At 34.2% G+C, this 18,085-nt stretch carries 17 protein-coding genes and 1 pseudogene; all 18 read right to left on the minus strand.

Going from position 1 to position 18,085, the window contains the following annotated elements:
• Positions 1-149: 149 nt before the first annotated feature.
• Positions 150-2,069, minus strand: a complete 1,920-nt coding sequence (locus BB050_RS21475; RefSeq protein WP_066035058.1) for a discoidin domain-containing protein — start codon at positions 2,067-2,069, stop codon at positions 150-152.
• Positions 2,070-2,099: 30 nt separating this feature from the next.
• Entirely contained in the window at positions 2,100-2,873 is a 774-nt protein-coding gene (locus BB050_RS21480) for a glycerophosphodiester phosphodiesterase family protein (RefSeq protein WP_066035059.1), read from the minus strand.
• A 90-nt stretch (positions 2,874-2,963) separates the two neighbouring features.
• Complete coding sequence (gene bglX / locus BB050_RS21485; protein WP_066035060.1) at positions 2,964-5,264, minus strand: beta-glucosidase BglX; 2,301 nt, start codon at positions 5,262-5,264, stop codon at positions 2,964-2,966.
• A 10-nt stretch (positions 5,265-5,274) separates the two neighbouring features.
• Positions 5,275-5,988, minus strand: coding sequence for a carboxylesterase family protein (locus tag BB050_RS21490; RefSeq protein WP_066035061.1), 714 nt, complete (start codon positions 5,986-5,988; stop codon positions 5,275-5,277).
• Between the two features lie 6 nt (positions 5,989-5,994).
• Complete coding sequence (locus BB050_RS21495) at positions 5,995-7,371, minus strand: glucoamylase family protein (protein WP_066035062.1); 1,377 nt, start codon at positions 7,369-7,371, stop codon at positions 5,995-5,997.
• Positions 7,372-7,444: 73 nt separating this feature from the next.
• Positions 7,445-8,878: a RagB/SusD family nutrient uptake outer membrane protein gene (locus BB050_RS21500; protein WP_066035063.1), complete on the minus strand. Its 1,434-nt coding sequence runs from the start codon at positions 8,876-8,878 to the stop codon at positions 7,445-7,447.
• A gap of 24 nt (positions 8,879-8,902) precedes the next feature.
• The gene (locus tag BB050_RS21505; protein ID WP_066035064.1) at positions 8,903-11,941 is read right to left on the minus strand and encodes a SusC/RagA family TonB-linked outer membrane protein; all 3,039 of its coding nucleotides are present in this window, start codon (positions 11,939-11,941) and stop codon (positions 8,903-8,905) included.
• 244 nt (positions 11,942-12,185) lie between these two features.
• Positions 12,186-13,931, minus strand: a complete 1,746-nt coding sequence (locus BB050_RS22125) for a helix-turn-helix and ligand-binding sensor domain-containing protein (RefSeq protein WP_236940390.1) — start codon at positions 13,929-13,931, stop codon at positions 12,186-12,188.
• A gap of 491 nt (positions 13,932-14,422) precedes the next feature.
• The gene (locus BB050_RS22130) at positions 14,423-14,725 is read right to left on the minus strand and encodes a hypothetical protein (RefSeq protein ID WP_236940391.1); all 303 of its coding nucleotides are present in this window, start codon (positions 14,723-14,725) and stop codon (positions 14,423-14,425) included.
• Between the two features lie 9 nt (positions 14,726-14,734).
• Positions 14,735-14,920 carry a hypothetical protein gene (locus tag BB050_RS22135; RefSeq protein ID WP_236940392.1) on the minus strand — a complete coding sequence of 62 codons (186 nt, stop codon included), beginning with the start codon at positions 14,918-14,920 and terminating at the stop codon, positions 14,735-14,737.
• Positions 14,921-15,019: 99 nt separating this feature from the next.
• Positions 15,020-15,190, minus strand: coding sequence for a hypothetical protein (locus BB050_RS22250; RefSeq protein ID WP_335583305.1), 171 nt, complete (start codon positions 15,188-15,190; stop codon positions 15,020-15,022).
• A gap of 56 nt (positions 15,191-15,246) precedes the next feature.
• On the minus strand, positions 15,247-15,393 hold the full coding sequence (locus BB050_RS22255) for a hypothetical protein (protein WP_335583306.1): 147 nt from the start codon (positions 15,391-15,393) through the stop codon (positions 15,247-15,249).
• Between the two features lie 58 nt (positions 15,394-15,451).
• On the minus strand, positions 15,452-15,643 hold the full coding sequence (locus tag BB050_RS22260) for a hypothetical protein (protein WP_335583307.1): 192 nt from the start codon (positions 15,641-15,643) through the stop codon (positions 15,452-15,454).
• Positions 15,644-15,763: 120 nt separating this feature from the next.
• Positions 15,764-15,841 carry a hypothetical protein gene (locus tag BB050_RS22290; protein WP_418251622.1) on the minus strand — a complete coding sequence of 26 codons (78 nt, stop codon included), beginning with the start codon at positions 15,839-15,841 and terminating at the stop codon, positions 15,764-15,766.
• A 131-nt stretch (positions 15,842-15,972) separates the two neighbouring features.
• Positions 15,973-16,194, minus strand: a complete 222-nt coding sequence (locus BB050_RS22270) for a hypothetical protein (RefSeq protein ID WP_335583308.1) — start codon at positions 16,192-16,194, stop codon at positions 15,973-15,975.
• A 94-nt stretch (positions 16,195-16,288) separates the two neighbouring features.
• Positions 16,289-16,787 (minus strand): annotated as a pseudogene (locus tag BB050_RS22295) (phosphate acyltransferase).
• Positions 16,681-17,385 carry a phosphate acyltransferase gene (locus tag BB050_RS22300; protein ID WP_066035065.1) on the minus strand — a complete coding sequence of 235 codons (705 nt, stop codon included), beginning with the start codon at positions 17,383-17,385 and terminating at the stop codon, positions 16,681-16,683. Before BB050_RS22300 ends, BB050_RS22295 begins: the two are co-directional and overlap by 107 nt.
• A 168-nt stretch (positions 17,386-17,553) precedes the next feature.
• Positions 17,554-18,057, minus strand: a complete 504-nt coding sequence (locus tag BB050_RS22305) for a DRTGG domain-containing protein (RefSeq protein ID WP_066035066.1) — start codon at positions 18,055-18,057, stop codon at positions 17,554-17,556.
• Positions 18,058-18,085 lie beyond the last annotated feature (28 nt).

Consider the following 18,085-nt stretch of genomic DNA (forward strand, 5'->3'; position numbering starts at 1 on the left):
TAAATCTTACATTTGTAAATATATATAAACATTTAATTAAAAACAAAGTAAAATCTTACAAAAAAAATAATTAACATAAAAAAACCGCCTCATAGAAATAAGGCGGTTTAATACATAACTTTAAAAGAAGATTTGAAATATAGGAGGGATTATTTTACTTCAATAATCTTATTTTTTGTTCCAATACCATTTTCATTAAAAGGCTCGATCGTAAAATAATATTTCGTGCCTTTATCCAAACCTCTAAAATCGTATGTATTATCGCCATAAACCATAATACTGTTATACAATTTATCAGGAGCGATTCCGTAATAAATGTTGTAACCAATAGCATCTGTCTGTTTTTTCCAAGAAATCATTGCGTTTCTAGAATCAGCTTTGTTTCTGTCGACTTTAAAAGAAGTAACAGATTTTGGTTTTGCTGCCAATCCATTTCCGAAAACTCTGAAATCTGAAATTGCAAATAAACCAGAAGCGTTGTGGATATTTTCCATTTTAATATAACGTGCTTTAAACGGCTTTGTCAATTCTACATAATCGTGTGGAGCATCTTTGTCATTTTTAGATTTATCAACTACTAATGTCCAATTTTGGGCATCATCAGACATAAATATTTTATATTGATAATAAATATCCATGGCCTTATTAAACTGCGTCGCTTTATGGTCTGCATAATTAATCTGCAATGCATTTATTTCCATTTGTCTTCCTAAATCCATTTGAAGCCATTCTCCTGGGTCGCTTGTCTTTGCAGACCAATAGGTCTGAATATTTTCATCTGTAAGATTTTCAGGTCCGTAACAGAATTTCTCATACACTTTTTTACCGCCATGATCCATTCTATGCGTTTCTACTTCCATACATTCCTCAGAAGAAGAAACTGTCACAGGCTTTTTATAAGAAAGTAACATCCATCCAGAAGAAGCGCCTTTTGTTTGATCACGCTGACTAGTTGGCAACACAATCGGAAAATCTCCGTAAGCTGTAATAGAATACATTACATCATCTTTGTCGAATCCTGCTGGAAACATATCGATACGGCGTTCAAAACGGTCTTTAATAGAAATTTTACAAGTTCCAGTATTCCAGTAATTTCCATAATTATCGGCAAAAGTATTTCCGTGTCCTGCACCAATTACAAATCCACCTGGTTTATAAGACATTGGATTATGTTTTTGATACGAAAATGGCCCTAACGGATTATCTCCCACATGAACACCATTTGCATAACCTTTAAACTCTGTTGCTGGTGCTCCATATTGCATATAATATTTTCCGTTATGTTTCGTCATCCAAGCTCCTTCGATAAAATTTCCCCAAGGCGCTGGCTCCATATCGTTATTTGGTCCAAAACGCTCCCATCCGTGGGCTGAAGGATCTAAAATAGCAACTTCTTTAATTTGCCCGTAAGGTTTTTGAATATCCTCTACCTCTGTCGCTTTGTACAATGTGGCATAATCAGCCTGATTTCCTTTTGGAAGCCAGGTTTTATAATCAACCTCTACACCTACAAGTGGTAATTTTCCACTTGATCCATAATACATGTACACTTTTTTATCATCATCTTGAAAAATGGCAGGATCCCAAGTTGGCAACATTGCTTTATCTACATGACGTGTCCATCTTCCTGATTTTGGATCTGCAGTTTTCCAAATTGGGTGATCTCTTTTCCAAGTTGAACCCACATAAAATAAAGTGTCATTTACAACCCAAGCTGCAGGAGCGCATTGGTCGTCGTCGCCTGGCTGTCTTTGGAAACTTCCGTAAACAAAGTTCCAGTCTGACATGTCTTTACTCCAAAAGAAACCTGCTTGATTGGTCGCAAATAAGTAATATTCTCCTTTATAAGTAATAATTACGGGATCGGCACTAGAACGGCGCGATTCTGGAATTCCATTGTGATTATGAGTCGTAAAATTGTATCCGATATTTATTGGATTACAATAGGTTGTCGCAGGTCTGTTCGGATCAAACCATTCTGTTTTACCAGAATTCTGCGCCAAAAGACTGCTTCCGAAAAGCATCGAAAACAGTACAACAGACGTAAGTTTTTTATATATTTTTCTCATGGTTAGATTTTTAGTTAAGCTAAAAAGAGATTATTTTTTAGCCTCTTTTCTTTCCTTTAAAAGTTCGGGTTCGTTTGTGGTAATGTAATTGAATTTGTGTGCAATAATCCAATCCATGTCTTTCCCATCATTAACAGTCCAAGCATTTAAAATCACTTTATTGTCTTTTGCTTCTTGGATCCACTCTGGATGCTTTTGAAAAACTGAATAATGATAATCAACTCCGTTAATTTTATCTGTTTTTACTTCTTTTGGAGATTTGTTTCCCTCTAAATACTGCAGAGAAGTCTTTGAATCGATCTCTCTGATTTTTTTCAAAATATCATAATCAAAACTGATGTAGCAGGTATTTTTATTGGCTTTTAATTTTTTAATGGTTTCGACTGCTGCTACACCCGTTTTTTGTCCTCTTTCTTTACTGATTTCTGAAGGTTTTATTTCGCAAACCAAAAGAGTGTGTTTATTATTTCGCATTCCTTCTGAAATGTATTCATGAAGGGTTGGAAGTTTCTCTCCATTTGAAAGTTTAAATTTTATTAAATCTGCATAATTCGTTTCTTCAATAAGCATTTTGTTATAATGCGCATCATGATTGATGACAAGCGAATCATCTGCTGTTCTCCAAACATCAAACTCTGAGCCAGGTAATTTTAAATCTATTGCATGTCTTAACGATGCAATTGAATTTTCTGGCAGATGATTCTTTTTCCAAGCTCCGCGATGCGCTACTATTGCATTTTTTTGTGCATAGCTAGACGAAAAAGCCATAAGACAAACGGCACTAAATATTTTAAAAGTATTCATATAATCGTAGTTAAAAAATTACAAAAAGGTCTTGAGATTTAGAAAAAAAGCCCTCCAAACGAAGGGCTTTTCACTAATCAAATAAACCAACTATTTAGTTAACTCAAAACTAACTTTTTTATCAGCATTTGAATTTCCTCCAACGAAAACATCAAACTGCCCAGGCTCTGCTACGAATTGTAAATCAGAGTTATAGAATTTTAAATCTTCAACAGTAATATCAAAACTTACTGTTTGCTTTTCACCTTTTTTAAGTGCTATTTTCTGGAAACCTTTTAGCTCTCTAACCGGTCTTGTTACTGAACCAACTAAATCTCTAATGTATAATTGAACCGTTTCTTTTCCGTCAAAATTTCCAGTGTTTGTTACATCAACCGTTACTTTCAATTTTCCTGATGGATTCATTTTATCAGAAGAAATTTTCAAGTTTGAATAATCAAAAGTGGTGTAACTTAAACCAAATCCGAATGGGAATAAAGGCTCGTTTCTTTCGTCAATATAATTTGATCTGAATTTCTCAAATTTTCCTTCTGTATTAGAAAGCGGTCTTCCTGTATTTTTGTGAGCGTAGTAAATTGGCAATTGACCAACGCTTCTTGGAAAAGTTGAAGTTAATTTTCCAGAAGGATTTACATCTCCAAATATTACATCAGCAATAGCATAACCAGCTTCAGTACCAGCAAACCAAGCATTCAAAATTGCTGGAACTGTTTTTTCTTCGTCAGTAATTACCAACGGACGACCGTCAAATAAAACTAAAACAACTGGTTTTCCTGTTTTTAATAAAGCGTTTAATAAATCTTTTTGCGCTTGTGGAATTTCTAAGTTTGTACGGCTGCTTGATTCTCCGCTCATTTCAGCAGATTCACCTAAGGCTGCTACAATTACATCAGATTGTTCAGCAACTTTTAAAGCTTCTGCTAATAATTCTTCTTTTGTACGAGCATCACGGTGTAATGTTTTACCGAACATTGTTGCGTTCGTTTCAAAAGTTTCATCATAATCTAAGTTGCTTCCTTTAGCATATAAAACTTTAGTTCCAGCTCCAGCAACTTCCTTAATACCTCTCAATAATGAAACGGCATTTTCCATTTTTGTAGCCACACTCCAAGTTCCTGGCATATTTTCTTTAGCATCTGCTAATGGTCCGATTAAACCAATTGTTCCAGATTTTTTAAGAGGCAACAACTGATTTTGGTTTTTTAATAATACTAAAGATTGAGCTGCAATATCACGTGCTTCTTTTCTGCTGTCTGTAGTGAAAATTTCAGTTTTAGCTCTTTTCTCATCACAGTATTTATATGGATCTTGGAATAATCCTAAATCGTATTTTGCTTCTAAAATCAATTTTACAGCATTATCGATCGTTTCGATTTTTACTTTTCCTTCGTCTAAAGATTTTTTCAAAGTCCCTAAGAAACCTTCACCAACCATATCCATTTCAACACCAGCATTCATAGCTAATGCAGACACATCTTGAAGATTTCCCATTCCGTGTTCGATCATTTCAGGAATACCTGTAAAGTCTGTTACTACAAATCCTTTGAAACCCCATTGTTTTCTTAAAACATCTGTCATTAACCATTTGTTTCCAGTTGCAGGAATTCCGTCAACTTCGTTGAAAGAAGCCATTACAGAACCTACACCAGCATCAACCGCTGCTTTGTACGGAGGAAAATAATCGTTGAACATTCTAATGTGGCTCATATCTACTGTGTTGTAATCACGTCCCGCTTCTGGAGCCCCGTATAATGCGAAATGTTTAACGCAAGCTAAAATTGAATTATTTTTAGAAAGATCGCGCTGTTGGTAACCGTTTACCATCGCTTTTGCAATCTGGCTTCCTAAGTACGGATCTTCTCCTGAACCTTCAGAAACTCTTCCCCATCTTGGGTCACGAGAAATGTCAACCATTGGAGAAAACGTCCAGTTAATTCCATCTGCACTAGCTTCTTTGGCAGCAATTTGAGCACTTCTTTCGATAAGATTCATATCCCAAGTACAAGACAATCCAAGCGGAATTGGGAATGTTGTTTCGTAACCGTGAATTACGTCCATACCAAAAAGCAAGGGAATTTTCAAACGGCTTTTCTCAACCGCAATTTTCTGTACTTCTTTAATTTTTTGAACTGATTTAATGTTAAACAAACCGCCCACTTTTCCTTCAGCAATATTTTTTGCCACATTTGAGCTGTTTGCCTGCCCTGTGGTAATATCACCAGATGTTGGCAAGTTTAACTGACCCAATTTCTCGTCTAAAGTCATTTTTGACATTAATTCCGCCACAAATTCAGACTTTGGTTTAATTTTCACTGTATTTTTAGCAGGCTTTTTTTGAGCATAACCCAAAACCGCGCATCCTAAAAAAAGTAAGACTAATTTGTTTTTCATTCTATTCTATTTATTTGTTTGTATTCGTTTTCTTCTGCTGTAACATCCAGTCGTAGATTGCTGCATTATCATAAACTCTTGTCCAACTGTCATGATTTGCATCATCAAAAATGGTCAGCTTCACGTCTTTAGCATTACACTTTTTCAATTCTTTGTAAATCGTGATGGCATAATTAACATCGACCACTTCATCTAATAATCCGTGGTAAATTCTGGTTGGAATATTGGCTATTTCACATGCTTTTTCTAACTGAATCAAATCTACAAAGCCAGCGACAGGTACATTTGCGGCAAATAGATCCGGATGTGCAAAAGCCAAATTCCAAGAAGCCCAACCTCCTGAGCTCAAACCAGTAACATATATTCTTTCTGAATCGATTTTATTCTCTTTCTGAATTTTTACAATCAGCTGATAAATCGATTCTGTATCCCAGTTCTCATCTTCTTTACATTGCGGAGCTAGAACATAAGCATGTAATTGATGCGTTTTTAAATATTTCAAAGGACCATGAATCTTCACTTTCTCAAGATCAGTTCCTTTTTCTCCATCACCAGATATAAAAACTATTAATGGCTTTTTCTCTTTAATATTTACAGGCTTATGCAATACATAGCCCAACTCATATTTAGACATTATAACTGTATTAATTTTTCCAGTTGTTTCGTTTTGTGCCGAAACAATCATAGAAAATAATAGAAATACAAATGCCAGTTTATTTTTCATAGAAAATTAAATTCCGTATTTACCAGATTTAAATCCAAGTTTTGTTAAACCTTGTTTTACTTCCGGTGCATTCATAAATAATTTCCACAACAATCCTGTTCTGTAGTTTTCAATCATTACCACTTCTGGGCCTTGATCAATAGCTAAGTAACGTTTTGCCACCCATTTATTTCCTAAACTTAAAGCATCATAAAAACCGGCATCTCCCCAAGTTTCATCTTTATGGTTTTCGTATAAGTTTCTAATCAAAGCCATTGATTCCTTTGGCGTATAAACAATTGAACTGATAGCAGCTGTTGGCGAAATCACACCTTGATCGTTGCTTGGCATGTGTGCGTTGTACCCAATAGAACCGTCAGGATTTCTAGAATAAGAAGCTGTTAATCCCCAATATTCAGGTCCATAACCAGCATTTTTATTTGGATTTTCAACACAATATTGGTAATTGATTTTGGTCTGATTTACATTTAAATCCCAATAGTTCGCATATTTATCGCTTAATTGATTTGGATCTAAACCTACATAAGAATAATGAGCCCAGAATAATGGACCACCAAATTCTTCTGCACCATTGTGCTTTAAAATAAGTGGGATATTATATTTTGTTTTTGAAGAAACTATGCCACCGCTTCTCGCCCATCCTTCATGATATGCTTTCGCATCGATAGTATGTGTTGGCGAAGACGCTGCCATTAAATACGTAATAAGGCATTCGTTATATCCTTGTAGTGGGAAATTCATCTCCCAAGCATAACTCGGAGACCAGTGCCAATATAATACATTTTTTTGATTTGTGTACCATTGCCAATCAACACCTTTCCAAAGTGCATCGTATTTTTGTGCTACTGCTTTTTCTTTTTCAGAACCATCTTTAAGATATTCACGAACTGTAATCATTCCTGCAACCAAAAATGAGGTTTCAACTAAATCTCCTCCATTATCCTTGGTTCCAAAAGGTTTTACTTTTCCTGTATTTCCGTCAATCCAATGTGACCATGCTCCGTGAAAACGATCAGCTTTGCCTAAAAAGTCCGCAATTTTGTTCAATCTTTCTACTCCTTGATCTTTCGTAATATAACCTTGTGACATTCCAGAAACAAGTGCCATTAATCCAAAACCTGACCCTCCTGTTGTTACGATATTAGAATCGTTTTCAGGATAAACTCCGTCTGGATGATAACGTTCTCTGGCTAATCCAGAATTTGGTTCTGCATAATCCCAGAAATATTTAAATGTTTGTTTTTGAACAGCATCCAAAAGCTGCTCATCTGTTAATGCAGTAACGCCAGAAGTATTTTCCTGTACATTTCCTTTCGACTTATCGGCATTAGATCCACAACTAAAAAAAGTAAAAGCTAAAAATAAAACTGAAATTCTAACCATTATAAAAATTTAAGATTGTATAAATAATCACTTCCTTCAGGAATCTGAAGGAAGTGATATCTGAGATTTTTGATTAATAACCAGGGTTTTGAGCTGATAATCCATCTGCTTGTAAAATGAATGATGCCGGAATAGGAAATAATTCATTTTTACCTACTGTAAATACTTTTCCATCTGCAGCAAAAGCACTTTCTGCCTGACCAGTTCTAACTAAATCAAAGAATCTGTCAAATTCAAAAGCAAGCTCAACTCTTCTTTCTTTCCAAATTGCACTTCTAACTGCTGTTTGAGAAGTTGCTGGAGTATCTCCTAATCCTGCTCTGTGTCTAATTTGGTTTAATAAACCAATTGCTTCAGAAGTTTGTCCTAATTCATTCAATGCCTCAGCTTTCATTAAAAGCACTTCACCATATCTTAAATATTTGATATTTGCATCTGTTTCCCATGCATCAGTGTATGCAGAAGAATATGCTTTGAAATTATACATAGGATTTTCTACCGTTTCAGGAACAACTCTTCCATCGTATAATGTTGAATTTCTAAAGATAATTGTAGCATCTTTTCTAACATCTCCAGGCTCATATGCATTTAATAAGCTTTGTGATGGAACATTGAATCCCCATCCCCATCCACCGGCACCACGTGCACCTTGTGTGTTAGAGTATCCAGCAATTCCTTTAGTAGGTACAGCACCATTTCCGTTTATTTCAAAAATTGACTCAATGTCATTTTCGCCTTCTAATCTGAACATTTTAGCGTAGCTTGGGTTAAGTGCGTAGCCTGTAATTTGATTACAGTTATCAACTACCTGTTGCCATTTCTTTTGATATAAACTTACTTTTGCTAATAAAGCATAAGCTGCACCTTTTGAAGCTCTTGCTTTTTCATCTGCTGCATAAGCACTTCTATTTGGTAGTACTGCAATTGCTTCTTGCAAATCTTTTTCAATAAAAGCGTAAACTTCAGCTACTGGTTTACGAGTAAGCAACATTTTTTTATCTTCCTCTGATGTTGGACTTTGTAAACGATCAACTATTGGAACACCTCCGTAACATTTTACAAGAGTAAAGTACATGAAAGCTCTTAAAAATTTTGCCTCTCCTATTAATCTTTCTCTTAATGCAGGATCTGCCTTATCCAATTTAGGAATCATATTTAAAGCTTGATTACATCTATTGATACCGTCATACTGAGCGATAAAAGTACTTTCTGCAGATGGATTCGAAGCATTATATGTTAATGCATCTAAAACATCTTTATCAGTTCCAGTATCACCAGGAGAAGACCCTTTGTCTGCATCATCAGACGTAATACTTGCTAAACCAATCCAACCAAATGAGCTCATATCCCAATCTAAGAATTTAGCATAAATTGAAGTTACAAATGTCTTTGCACCACTATCTGTATTATAAAGCTCAACATCTGATGTTGGTATAGATTGTGTTGGAGCAACGTCTAAAAAATCATCTGCACATCCTGTAAAGAACAATGCTGACAATGCAAACATTGATATATATATCTTTTCATAATATTAAAATTTTAAATTAGCACCAATAACGAAAGATCTTAAAGTAGGATAGGCATCAAGCTCAATTCCTTGCGTTCCGTATGGATCACCATTACCGTTCAATTCTGGAGAGAAACCAGAGAATTTTTGAGTAATGAATGGGTTAATTGCATTAACATAAAGTCTGCAATAATTGATAAAACTTGTTTCAGTTAAAGGAAGTTTATATCCTAAAGTGATATTGTTAATTCTAAAGAAATCCCCTGATTCCATATAGTATGTTGAAGCAACTGGCACTTCATTAAACGGCTTAGGATTTGCTGCTGTAGTATTAGTTGGTGTCCAATAGTTATTAGTTAAAGATGCCTCAATGTTTTCACCTGTAAAACGTTGTGCTTTTTTACCATTATAAACTTTAGCACCACCAGTACCATAACCATCAACAGAAAAATCAATGTTTTTGTAGTTTAATCCTAAGGTAACCCCATAGTTGTTTTTAGGTAAAATAGAACCAACATATTTTTTATCTTTATTTGCATCAAGTAAGTTTTGAGTCACTTTATCGCCCGCTGCATTATAGTAAAGCATTTTACCATTTGTTGGATCGATGCCGGCATACTCATATAAGTAGAAACTTCCTAAAGGCTGGCCAACTGATGTTTTATTCAATATTTTAGTGTCCTGACCGTTACCTAAATTACCACCAATTAAAGGCGAAATATCAAAATCTTTTAAACTTGCAAGTTTGTTTGTATTATGAGAGAAGTTTCCGCCAACCCAATAGCTTAAGTTATCATTAATCTTATCATCCCAACGTAAAGCAACCTCAAAGCCTTTATTAGAAACCTCCCCTACGTGTGCTGGAGTTGAAATTGTCATACCAGATGTCGTGTATGGCTTCGTGTTTAAAATAACATTGTTTGTATTTTTATCATACACATCAAAAGAACCTTTTAATCTGTTGTTTAGGAATTCAAAATCGACACCTGCAGAGGCTTCTTCTGTAACCTCCCAAGATAAGCTTGGATCAATTTGAGAGTTAATTGTTGTTCCTTGATATAAAAGCGAACCTCCTAAATAAGCATTAAGTCCTGAAGCATAGGCTTGAGTGTTTAGAGGAACATTTTGATTTCCTAGTTTACCCCAGCTACCTCTCAATTTAATTAAATCAACACCTTTAATATCAGATAAGAAACTTTCTTTAGTCATAACCCAACCAATACCAAAAGATGGGAAAGTACCCCAACGGTAATCTTTAGCAAAGTTTGAAGAACCGTCACGTCTAATTGTTCCAGTAAATAAATATTTGTCCATTAATTTATACTGAACCCTTCCAAAGTATGAAGCTAATCTGCTTTCGTTGTATTTTATATCATATAAACTAGTAATATCAGCTACGTAATCTACCCCTTTTGCGTCTTTAGTATTATATAAAGACCAATAGTTAGAATTTTCGCTTACATTTTTTCTAGCAATTGTCAAAGTTTCTCTAGGTCCTTTTACAGAAGCCTCAATACCTGCGGTTAACTCAACATCGTGAATGTTTGCAAAAACTTTATTATAAGTAAAGTAGTTAGATAGATTCCAATTAAAGTATTCTTCTCTACCTCTTGTCAATAAGTTTACTGGGTCCGATGCGTGAGTAGCCACATAGTCTGCTGCTGTTGTATTAGGGTTAGCAGCCATCCAGATACCTTGCTTATCTTCAAAATTATATTGTTTCCAATTATAATATTCACCATTAAATTGAGAAGTGAATTTTAAACCATCAATAATTTCCCAGTCTAGTTTTAATCCTCCTTGTAGAGTAACACTTCTTTGTTGCTCATCATAGAAATCTAGTTGAGCAACTGGATTCCCTACGTTATTAAATGATGAACCTACAGGACCTGCTACACCATTAGCATCTACACGAGACACACCATATTGACCGTCAGCAAAACGTACTGGGACTATTGGCGATTGTTTGTATGCATTTGTAAAAGCTCCTAAAGGTTTTGGAGCAGATTTAGATGATGTAAAACTTAAATTTTGATTTAACGTAACTTTCTTAGACAATTTAAACTCATTATTGTTTCTGAATGTAGTACGTGAGTAATCAAGACCATTTAAAATTGCTTTTTCTTCATAATTTCCAGCACTAAAGAAATATTTAATATTTTCTGAAGCTCCTGAAACCGAAACGTTATTTTGAGTATAAGATCCTGTTCTTGTAATTTCGTCTAACCAGTTTGTGTTAACAGGCTGATTTGCTGCAAAAGTGTTTGTACCTAATGCAGCATTTGAGTAAGCAGCATACTGGTCTCCATTTGCCATTTTTACTTTTTTAAGTGGTGTTCTAACACCTGCAAAACTTTCAACTTCTACAGATACCTTATCTCCTTTACCTTTTTTAGTAGTAATAATGATAACTCCGTTTGCTGCTCTTGTTCCATAAATAGCCAATGCAGAAGCATCTTTTAAGATTTCATAAGAAGTAATATCATTTGTATTAATATTATTGATGTTTTCTGTTGGCATACCATCAACAATGTATAAAGGATTTCTACCTCCAAGAGCAGTACCTAAACCTCTAATAACTACAGAAGGTGTGCTTCCTGGAGCATCTGAAGAAGTTACTTGAACACCCGCGGCTTTACCTTGAATAGCTTGAGAAGCATTTAAAACTTTTGTTTTAGTAACATCCTCAGCTTTTAATGAAGCAACAGCAGAAGTGTTGTCAATTTTCTTTCTGGTTCCGTAACCAATAACTACCACTTCTTTTAAGGCTGTATCGCCAGCCTCTTTTAATGTGATCTTCATATCACCAACAGCTGCCGGAATAGAAACCGAATCGAAACCAAGCATAGAGATTTTTAAGGTTTCTCCAACTTTCGCGTTAATGGTAAAATTACCATCGAAGTCAGCATCAGCAGTAGTTCTAGATTCTGAAGCAGTAATAATTGCTCCCGGAACTCCCATTCCACTACTGTCTACTACTTTTCCTTTAATTGCTTGTGCTTGCCCCATCATATATGTAGGTAGCAGCAAGAGAGCTAAAAAGCTAAAAATAAAATTTTTCATACAGTACGTAATCGTTTAAGTTAGTAGAGCCAAATTAAGCAATTACAACGTTGTAGTACATCAAATACCACTACAACATAGCTACATCATTGTGTTAAAATTTTATATTATTATACTGATTATCAAACCAATAAATGTTAACAAAAATTCCTTAACATATCATTATGATGTAGTAATGATGTATCGTAATTATATAAAAAATGATATCGAAAAATATAAATTCTGTAAAAAATAAAATCAAATCTTACAGACTTAATAAAAACTTTGACAGGTTTTCGTCTTGCGTGAGGTTTAGCTTCTTTCTAAGACGATATCTATGCAGTTCTACACCTCTAAAAGAGATATTCATCATAGGAGCAATTTCCTTCGACGAAAGATTCATTTTAAGATAAACGCATAGTTTTATGTCCTTTGGAGTTAATTGTGGGTATTTTTTGGATAGATTTATAATAAACTCGTTATGGATTTGATTCAAATTGGTTTCAAATGTTTCCCATTCGTGTTTATTTACTTCATTAATCTTAATCGCTTTTCTAATTTCATTTTTAAGCTTACCAAAATCTTTCTCGGTTTCTAAAATACCTTGGATTTTATCAATCATTTCGGTTTGCTTGGCAATCGATAATGATTTGCCTGCAACTTCTGAAGATTTTGCTTGCAATTCTAATTCTAAAATATGCTTTTCGTATTCTTGAATGTTGAGTTCGTTTTCTTTTTTCAATTCCATTTCAAGAATTTCTCTCTGATGTTTTAATTCTTCAGCCTGCAATTTTAATTTTTGCATATAGCGGAGTTTATTCCATTTATAGTAGAAAAATAAAACTGCTCCGATTACAAGAAAATACAGTAAAATCATCCAAAATGAAAAATACCAAGGTTCTGCGACTTTAAATTTGTATGAGGAAACTGTTTCATAAGTTGCGCCATCATGTTTGAATATTTCTACAGTATGATATCCACTGCTTAAATTATTCAAAACAATCAATCCGTCTGAAATTGGAATGAAATCTTTTTCTTTATCTAGTTTATAAAATAAATTTGGTCTGCTTGCTCCATAAATTCCAGAAATAACATTAATCTTTAATTCGGTATTGAATTTAATTTTCTCATCACTCGGAATTAAAGCATCATCACTAAATGCTTCGATTTTAACTTCTGAATTCTGCTTATTTTCATATTCAAGTTTAAGCGAAATAAATCCGTCATCCAGATTAAATAAATAATAATTGTCTTTCTTGAAAATTCTTAGATTTTCATTAATCAATTTTCCTTTATAATATTTCTCCTGAATAATATTCCAGACAAATTTGTTTCCTTCAGCATAAATATGATATAAGATTCCGTTTTGCAGAACCATAAAATGATCTTCATCTATAGAAACGACATCTGTTACATTTCTAAAATTTGTATTAAACAAACTATTTTCTTCCAATTTATTGGATATCGAATTGTAGGTATACCAAGAATTATTAATTAGAAAAAGTATTTCTTTTCTAAATTCAAAAATCTTAATTCCAAAATCATTTTGGATTTTGCTTTGCTGCGTGACATTTTCAACTTTAAGCGTATTATAATTATCATCTAGCAAAACACGATACAAACCACGGTAATTATCGGCCGCCCAAATTTCATTCTTTTTATTTTGAGCCACATATTTGATCGGCTTTGCCAAATCTTTTATAATTTTATAATGGGACATGTTTGACGGATCATCATAAACCAAAATACCACTGTAAGTGGATTGAAAATAAGTATTATTAATACTGCTTTTAGACATATTCCAGCCTCCGCTTACCCCATTTATTTTCGTTAGAGTGTTATTTTCATATGAAAAAGTACCATCATTATGGCCAATAATATATTTTCCATCAATTAGAGAAATATTCCAACCTTGCCCTTGTGTATTTGGCATCATGTTAAATTTTCCAGCGCTGTATTCAAAAATACCGTGATTAGAAGCAATTAAATAACCTTTATTAATTGCAGCCACAGCATAAACAGAGCCTAAAAGACCCGAGTTGTCGTAGAAGAAAGAAATTGGAGAATTAACCTCAACATGGGCAATTCCATTATCTAAACCAACCCAGAGATCGTTTCTTTATCCAAACCTAAACTTAGAACCGAATTATTCATGAGAACATTATCGCGTTCAATATTTTTATAAGAGTTGTTTTTAAATCTAAAATAAAAATCCCACGATTTCCAGTTCCCACGATCAGCTTGTCATTTTTAACAAATTTTGCCACATTGATTGTTGCCGATTTTAAAGTTTCATTTATTGGATGTTCCCAGCTTTTTAATCCATTTCTTTCTACAATGAAAACCCCTTTTTCTGTGTGAAGATATAAGTCTTGTTTTGAAATTTTTCAATGGCATGAACAACCGTATTTTTTAAAACGTTCCAACCTTTTGGATTGGCAATGTGTTTGCCATTCATTTTAAAAATTCCATCTCTGACTGAGGCTACATATAAATTTTCATCTACTCCAAAACAATACGAAATAAGAAAAGGAAACTTAATTTTCTTAATTGTTTTTCCGTTGTAAATAAAAACATCATTAAAAGATTGAAATAAAGAGAGCCCTTAAACCTAAATATTTTCCAGATTTCTTCATTGTCCTTTTCATCAAACAATCTGAGATTTTTGGTAATCGAAACATAATGCATCGTCCCATCTTTTCTATACCAATAGCCAAATTCTTTATAAGAGCCAGAATAAATTTTATCTCCTTCAATCAAAATAGATCGAATGATGGTTTGTTCGGAAGCGTATATTTTTCCCATTTTACCCCGTCATAACGAAGCAATAGTGATTGTTGGCAAATACATTGAATTGTCATTGCCTTGTGCTACATTCCAGATCTGATTATCTCCCTGATAATCTGATTTGCTGTAATTTTCGACAAAGGGAAGTAATTCTTGTGCTTGAAGCTGTAAGCGATGAAAAAGAAGAAACTGATTTAAAAGTATCGATTTCAAGATATTCGTTTTTAAATTCAAAGATACTGACAAAACTTAAACTGAAAGCATAAAAAGGCTCCAAAAAGGAGCCTAAAATTAAGTTTAAAATAAAACTTTCTAATTTTCAAGTAATTGATAAACCTGATTTGCAATTTCGTATTCCTCATCAGTAGGGATAACCAGAACTTTTACAATAGACTTTTCTGAATTGATTTCTCTTAATTCTTTTGAACGTAGTTCATTTTTTCCTGTGTCAATTTCATTCCGAAATAATCCATATCGGTACAATCAAATTACGCATATAAGATGAATTCTCTCCGATTCCTGCTGTAAAAACATGGCATTTAATCCGTTAAAGCCGCTGCATAAGCTCCGATTGTTTTTCTAATTCTGTACGCATTCATTTGCAATGCCAAAATACAATCTTTATTGCCTTTTTCCGCTTCAGCTTCAATATCACGCAAGTCGCTATAACCCGTCAATCCAAGCATACCGCTTTGTTTCAGTAAACAGCATTTACCTCGTCTGGAGTATATCCTAAATTTTTAATCATATAAAAAACACAGACTGGTCAATATCTCCTGCACGAGTTCCCATAATTAAACCGTTTGAAGGCGAGAATCCCATTGAAGTATCAATACATTTTCCATCTTTAATCGCAGCCATACTGCAACCATTTCCTAAGTGAATGGTAATAATTTTAGAATTATCTTTTAAGTATAAATGGCTTTTCAGAAACATATTTGTGGCTTGTACCATGAAACCATAAACACGCACTTTGTTTTCCGTAAGAGATAATTCGGTATAGCATATTTATAAGCTACTTTGGCATTGTCTGATGAAAAGCCGTGTCAAAAACGGCTATTTGTTCAGCCGAACTGAAATTTCTTCTGCCACATTAATTCCTTCCAAATTGGCAGGATTGTGCAAAGGTGCCAATTCAAAAAGCTGCTTGATTTTTCTTTTACTTTATCATCAATTTTTACTGTAGCGCTAAATCGCTTCCTCCATGCACCACCACGATGCCCCCGACAGCAGCAATTTCAGAAGTTGATTTAATTACTCCTTTTTCAGAATCTAAAAGCAATATTGGCCACTTTCTGCAAACCTACTTTATGATTCGGAATTGGAAGTGTTTCTTCACGTGAAGCGGTTGCGGTTTTTAAAGTAATATTTGAAGTTTCTAAACCAATTCGGTCAATCATTCCAGAACAGATTACTTCGTTTTCTGGCATCACCATTAATTGATATTTAATTGAAGAACTTCCTGAATTTATAATTAGTATTTTCATTTTTTTAAGTTGCTAAGATGCTAAGTTTCTAAGATTCTGAGTTTTTTCCCAAAACAGAAATTTTTAATTTTTAATTCTCAATTTTTAATTGAATTTACATTCCTTGTGCCTGAATGGCTGTAATGACTACTGTATTGATAATATCATCTACAGTACAGCCACGGCTTAAGTCGTTTACCGGTTTGTTTAAACCTTGAAGCATTGGACCAATTGCCAAAGCTCCGGTTTCTCTTTGAACGGCTTTGTAAGTATTGTTTCCTGTATTTAATCTGGGAAAATTAATACGCTGGCCTGGCCTGCCACTTCTGAATCTGGCATTTTGCTTTTCCCAACGCTTAAATCAACTGCCGCATCGTACTGAATTGGGCCTTCTATCTTTAAATCTGGTCTTTTTCCTTTACAATGGCTGTAGCAGTTCTTACTTTATCAACCTCGTCTCCTTTTCCTGATGATCCAGAAGAATAAGAAAGCATGGCAATTTTTGGTTCAATACCAAAAGCTAAACTTGATTCTGCAGAAGAAATAGCAATTTCTGCCAATTGTTTCTGCCGTCGGGTTTGGATTAATAGCACAATCTCCAAAAACAGAGACACGATCTTCTAAACACATAAAGAACACAGAAGAAACCACAGATGAATTTGTTTTTGTTTTAATGAATTGCAATGCGGGCAAAATGGTATGCTGTGTTGTATGTGCTGCGCCAGAAACCATTCCGTCCGCATGGCCTTTGTAGACCATCATGGTTCCAAAATACGAAACATCTTCCATTAAATCTCTCGCCATTGTAATACTTACATTTTTATCTTTTCTAAGCTCATAATACGTATTAGCATAATCTTCATACATTTCAGATTCTATCGGATTGATGATATCTACTTTAGAAAAATCAAATGTAAGTCCAAGCTCTGCAACTTTACTTTCAATTTGTTTTTTATCGCCAATAATAGAAATATCAACCACATCCATATCTAACAATCTTGAAGCAGCTGTAATAATTTCGGTCATCATTTCCTTCTGGCAGGACAATATGTTTTCTGTGCTGTTTCGCTCTTTAACCATATTGTATTGAAACATTTTTGGCGTCATACCTTCTGGCTGGAAAGTAATTACTCTTTGCGATAAAGCTTCAATTTCGACGTATTTTTCGAAAAGTATTGATTGAGGTTTCAATCTTGTGTGTATTGTTGGCATAAATCTGCGATTTTATAGAACCTATTTTATAGTAATATGATACGTTCCGCCATCAACCGCAATAATCGGAACAATGGCTGAAAGCCCTTCAATGAGTTTTAAAATACTTTCTCTGGAACAATATTACCTGTTAGGATAATTCCTGAAATGGTTGGATAATTGGCCGATTCATTTGCCTGTAAAGCTCCCAAAATAATCAGAACGATCTCCAGGAGTAATTACCAAAGCATTGTCATGCAAATGCACTAGATAATTATGAAGCTGCATGGCTCCAACACTATAGTGCCCGATTTCGTTATTCAGATAATTTTCTCCAAAAAGAACTTTAGCGTTCAATTCGTTTACAATTTCCTGCATCGTCGGATTATTCAAACTTGAAATAATCGGAATGGTGTTAATCAATACATTCGAAGGAAGGCTTTTTTGCAGACTACTGGTAACCAATTCGATATTTTCCGGTTGCACTTTATTGGCAAAAACTGATAAAACTTCAACCTCTTTTATTTTAAAAGAATCATAAACCAGATACAAACTGTCTAAAAGCTCTTCTAAAGTTTTCCCAACTCCAGAGCCAACAATTATAGTCGGAATTCCAAGGTTTTTAGCAATTAAAACATTCAAATCCAGTTCAATAGAAGTTCCCTCGCCAGTAAAACTTGTTCCTTCAACCAAACAAAATCAAAGCGTTCTTCGAGTTTTT

The organism is Flavobacterium anhuiense, assembly GCF_001705175.1.
Taxonomy (GTDB): Bacteria; Bacteroidota; Bacteroidia; order Flavobacteriales; family Flavobacteriaceae; genus Flavobacterium; species Flavobacterium anhuiense.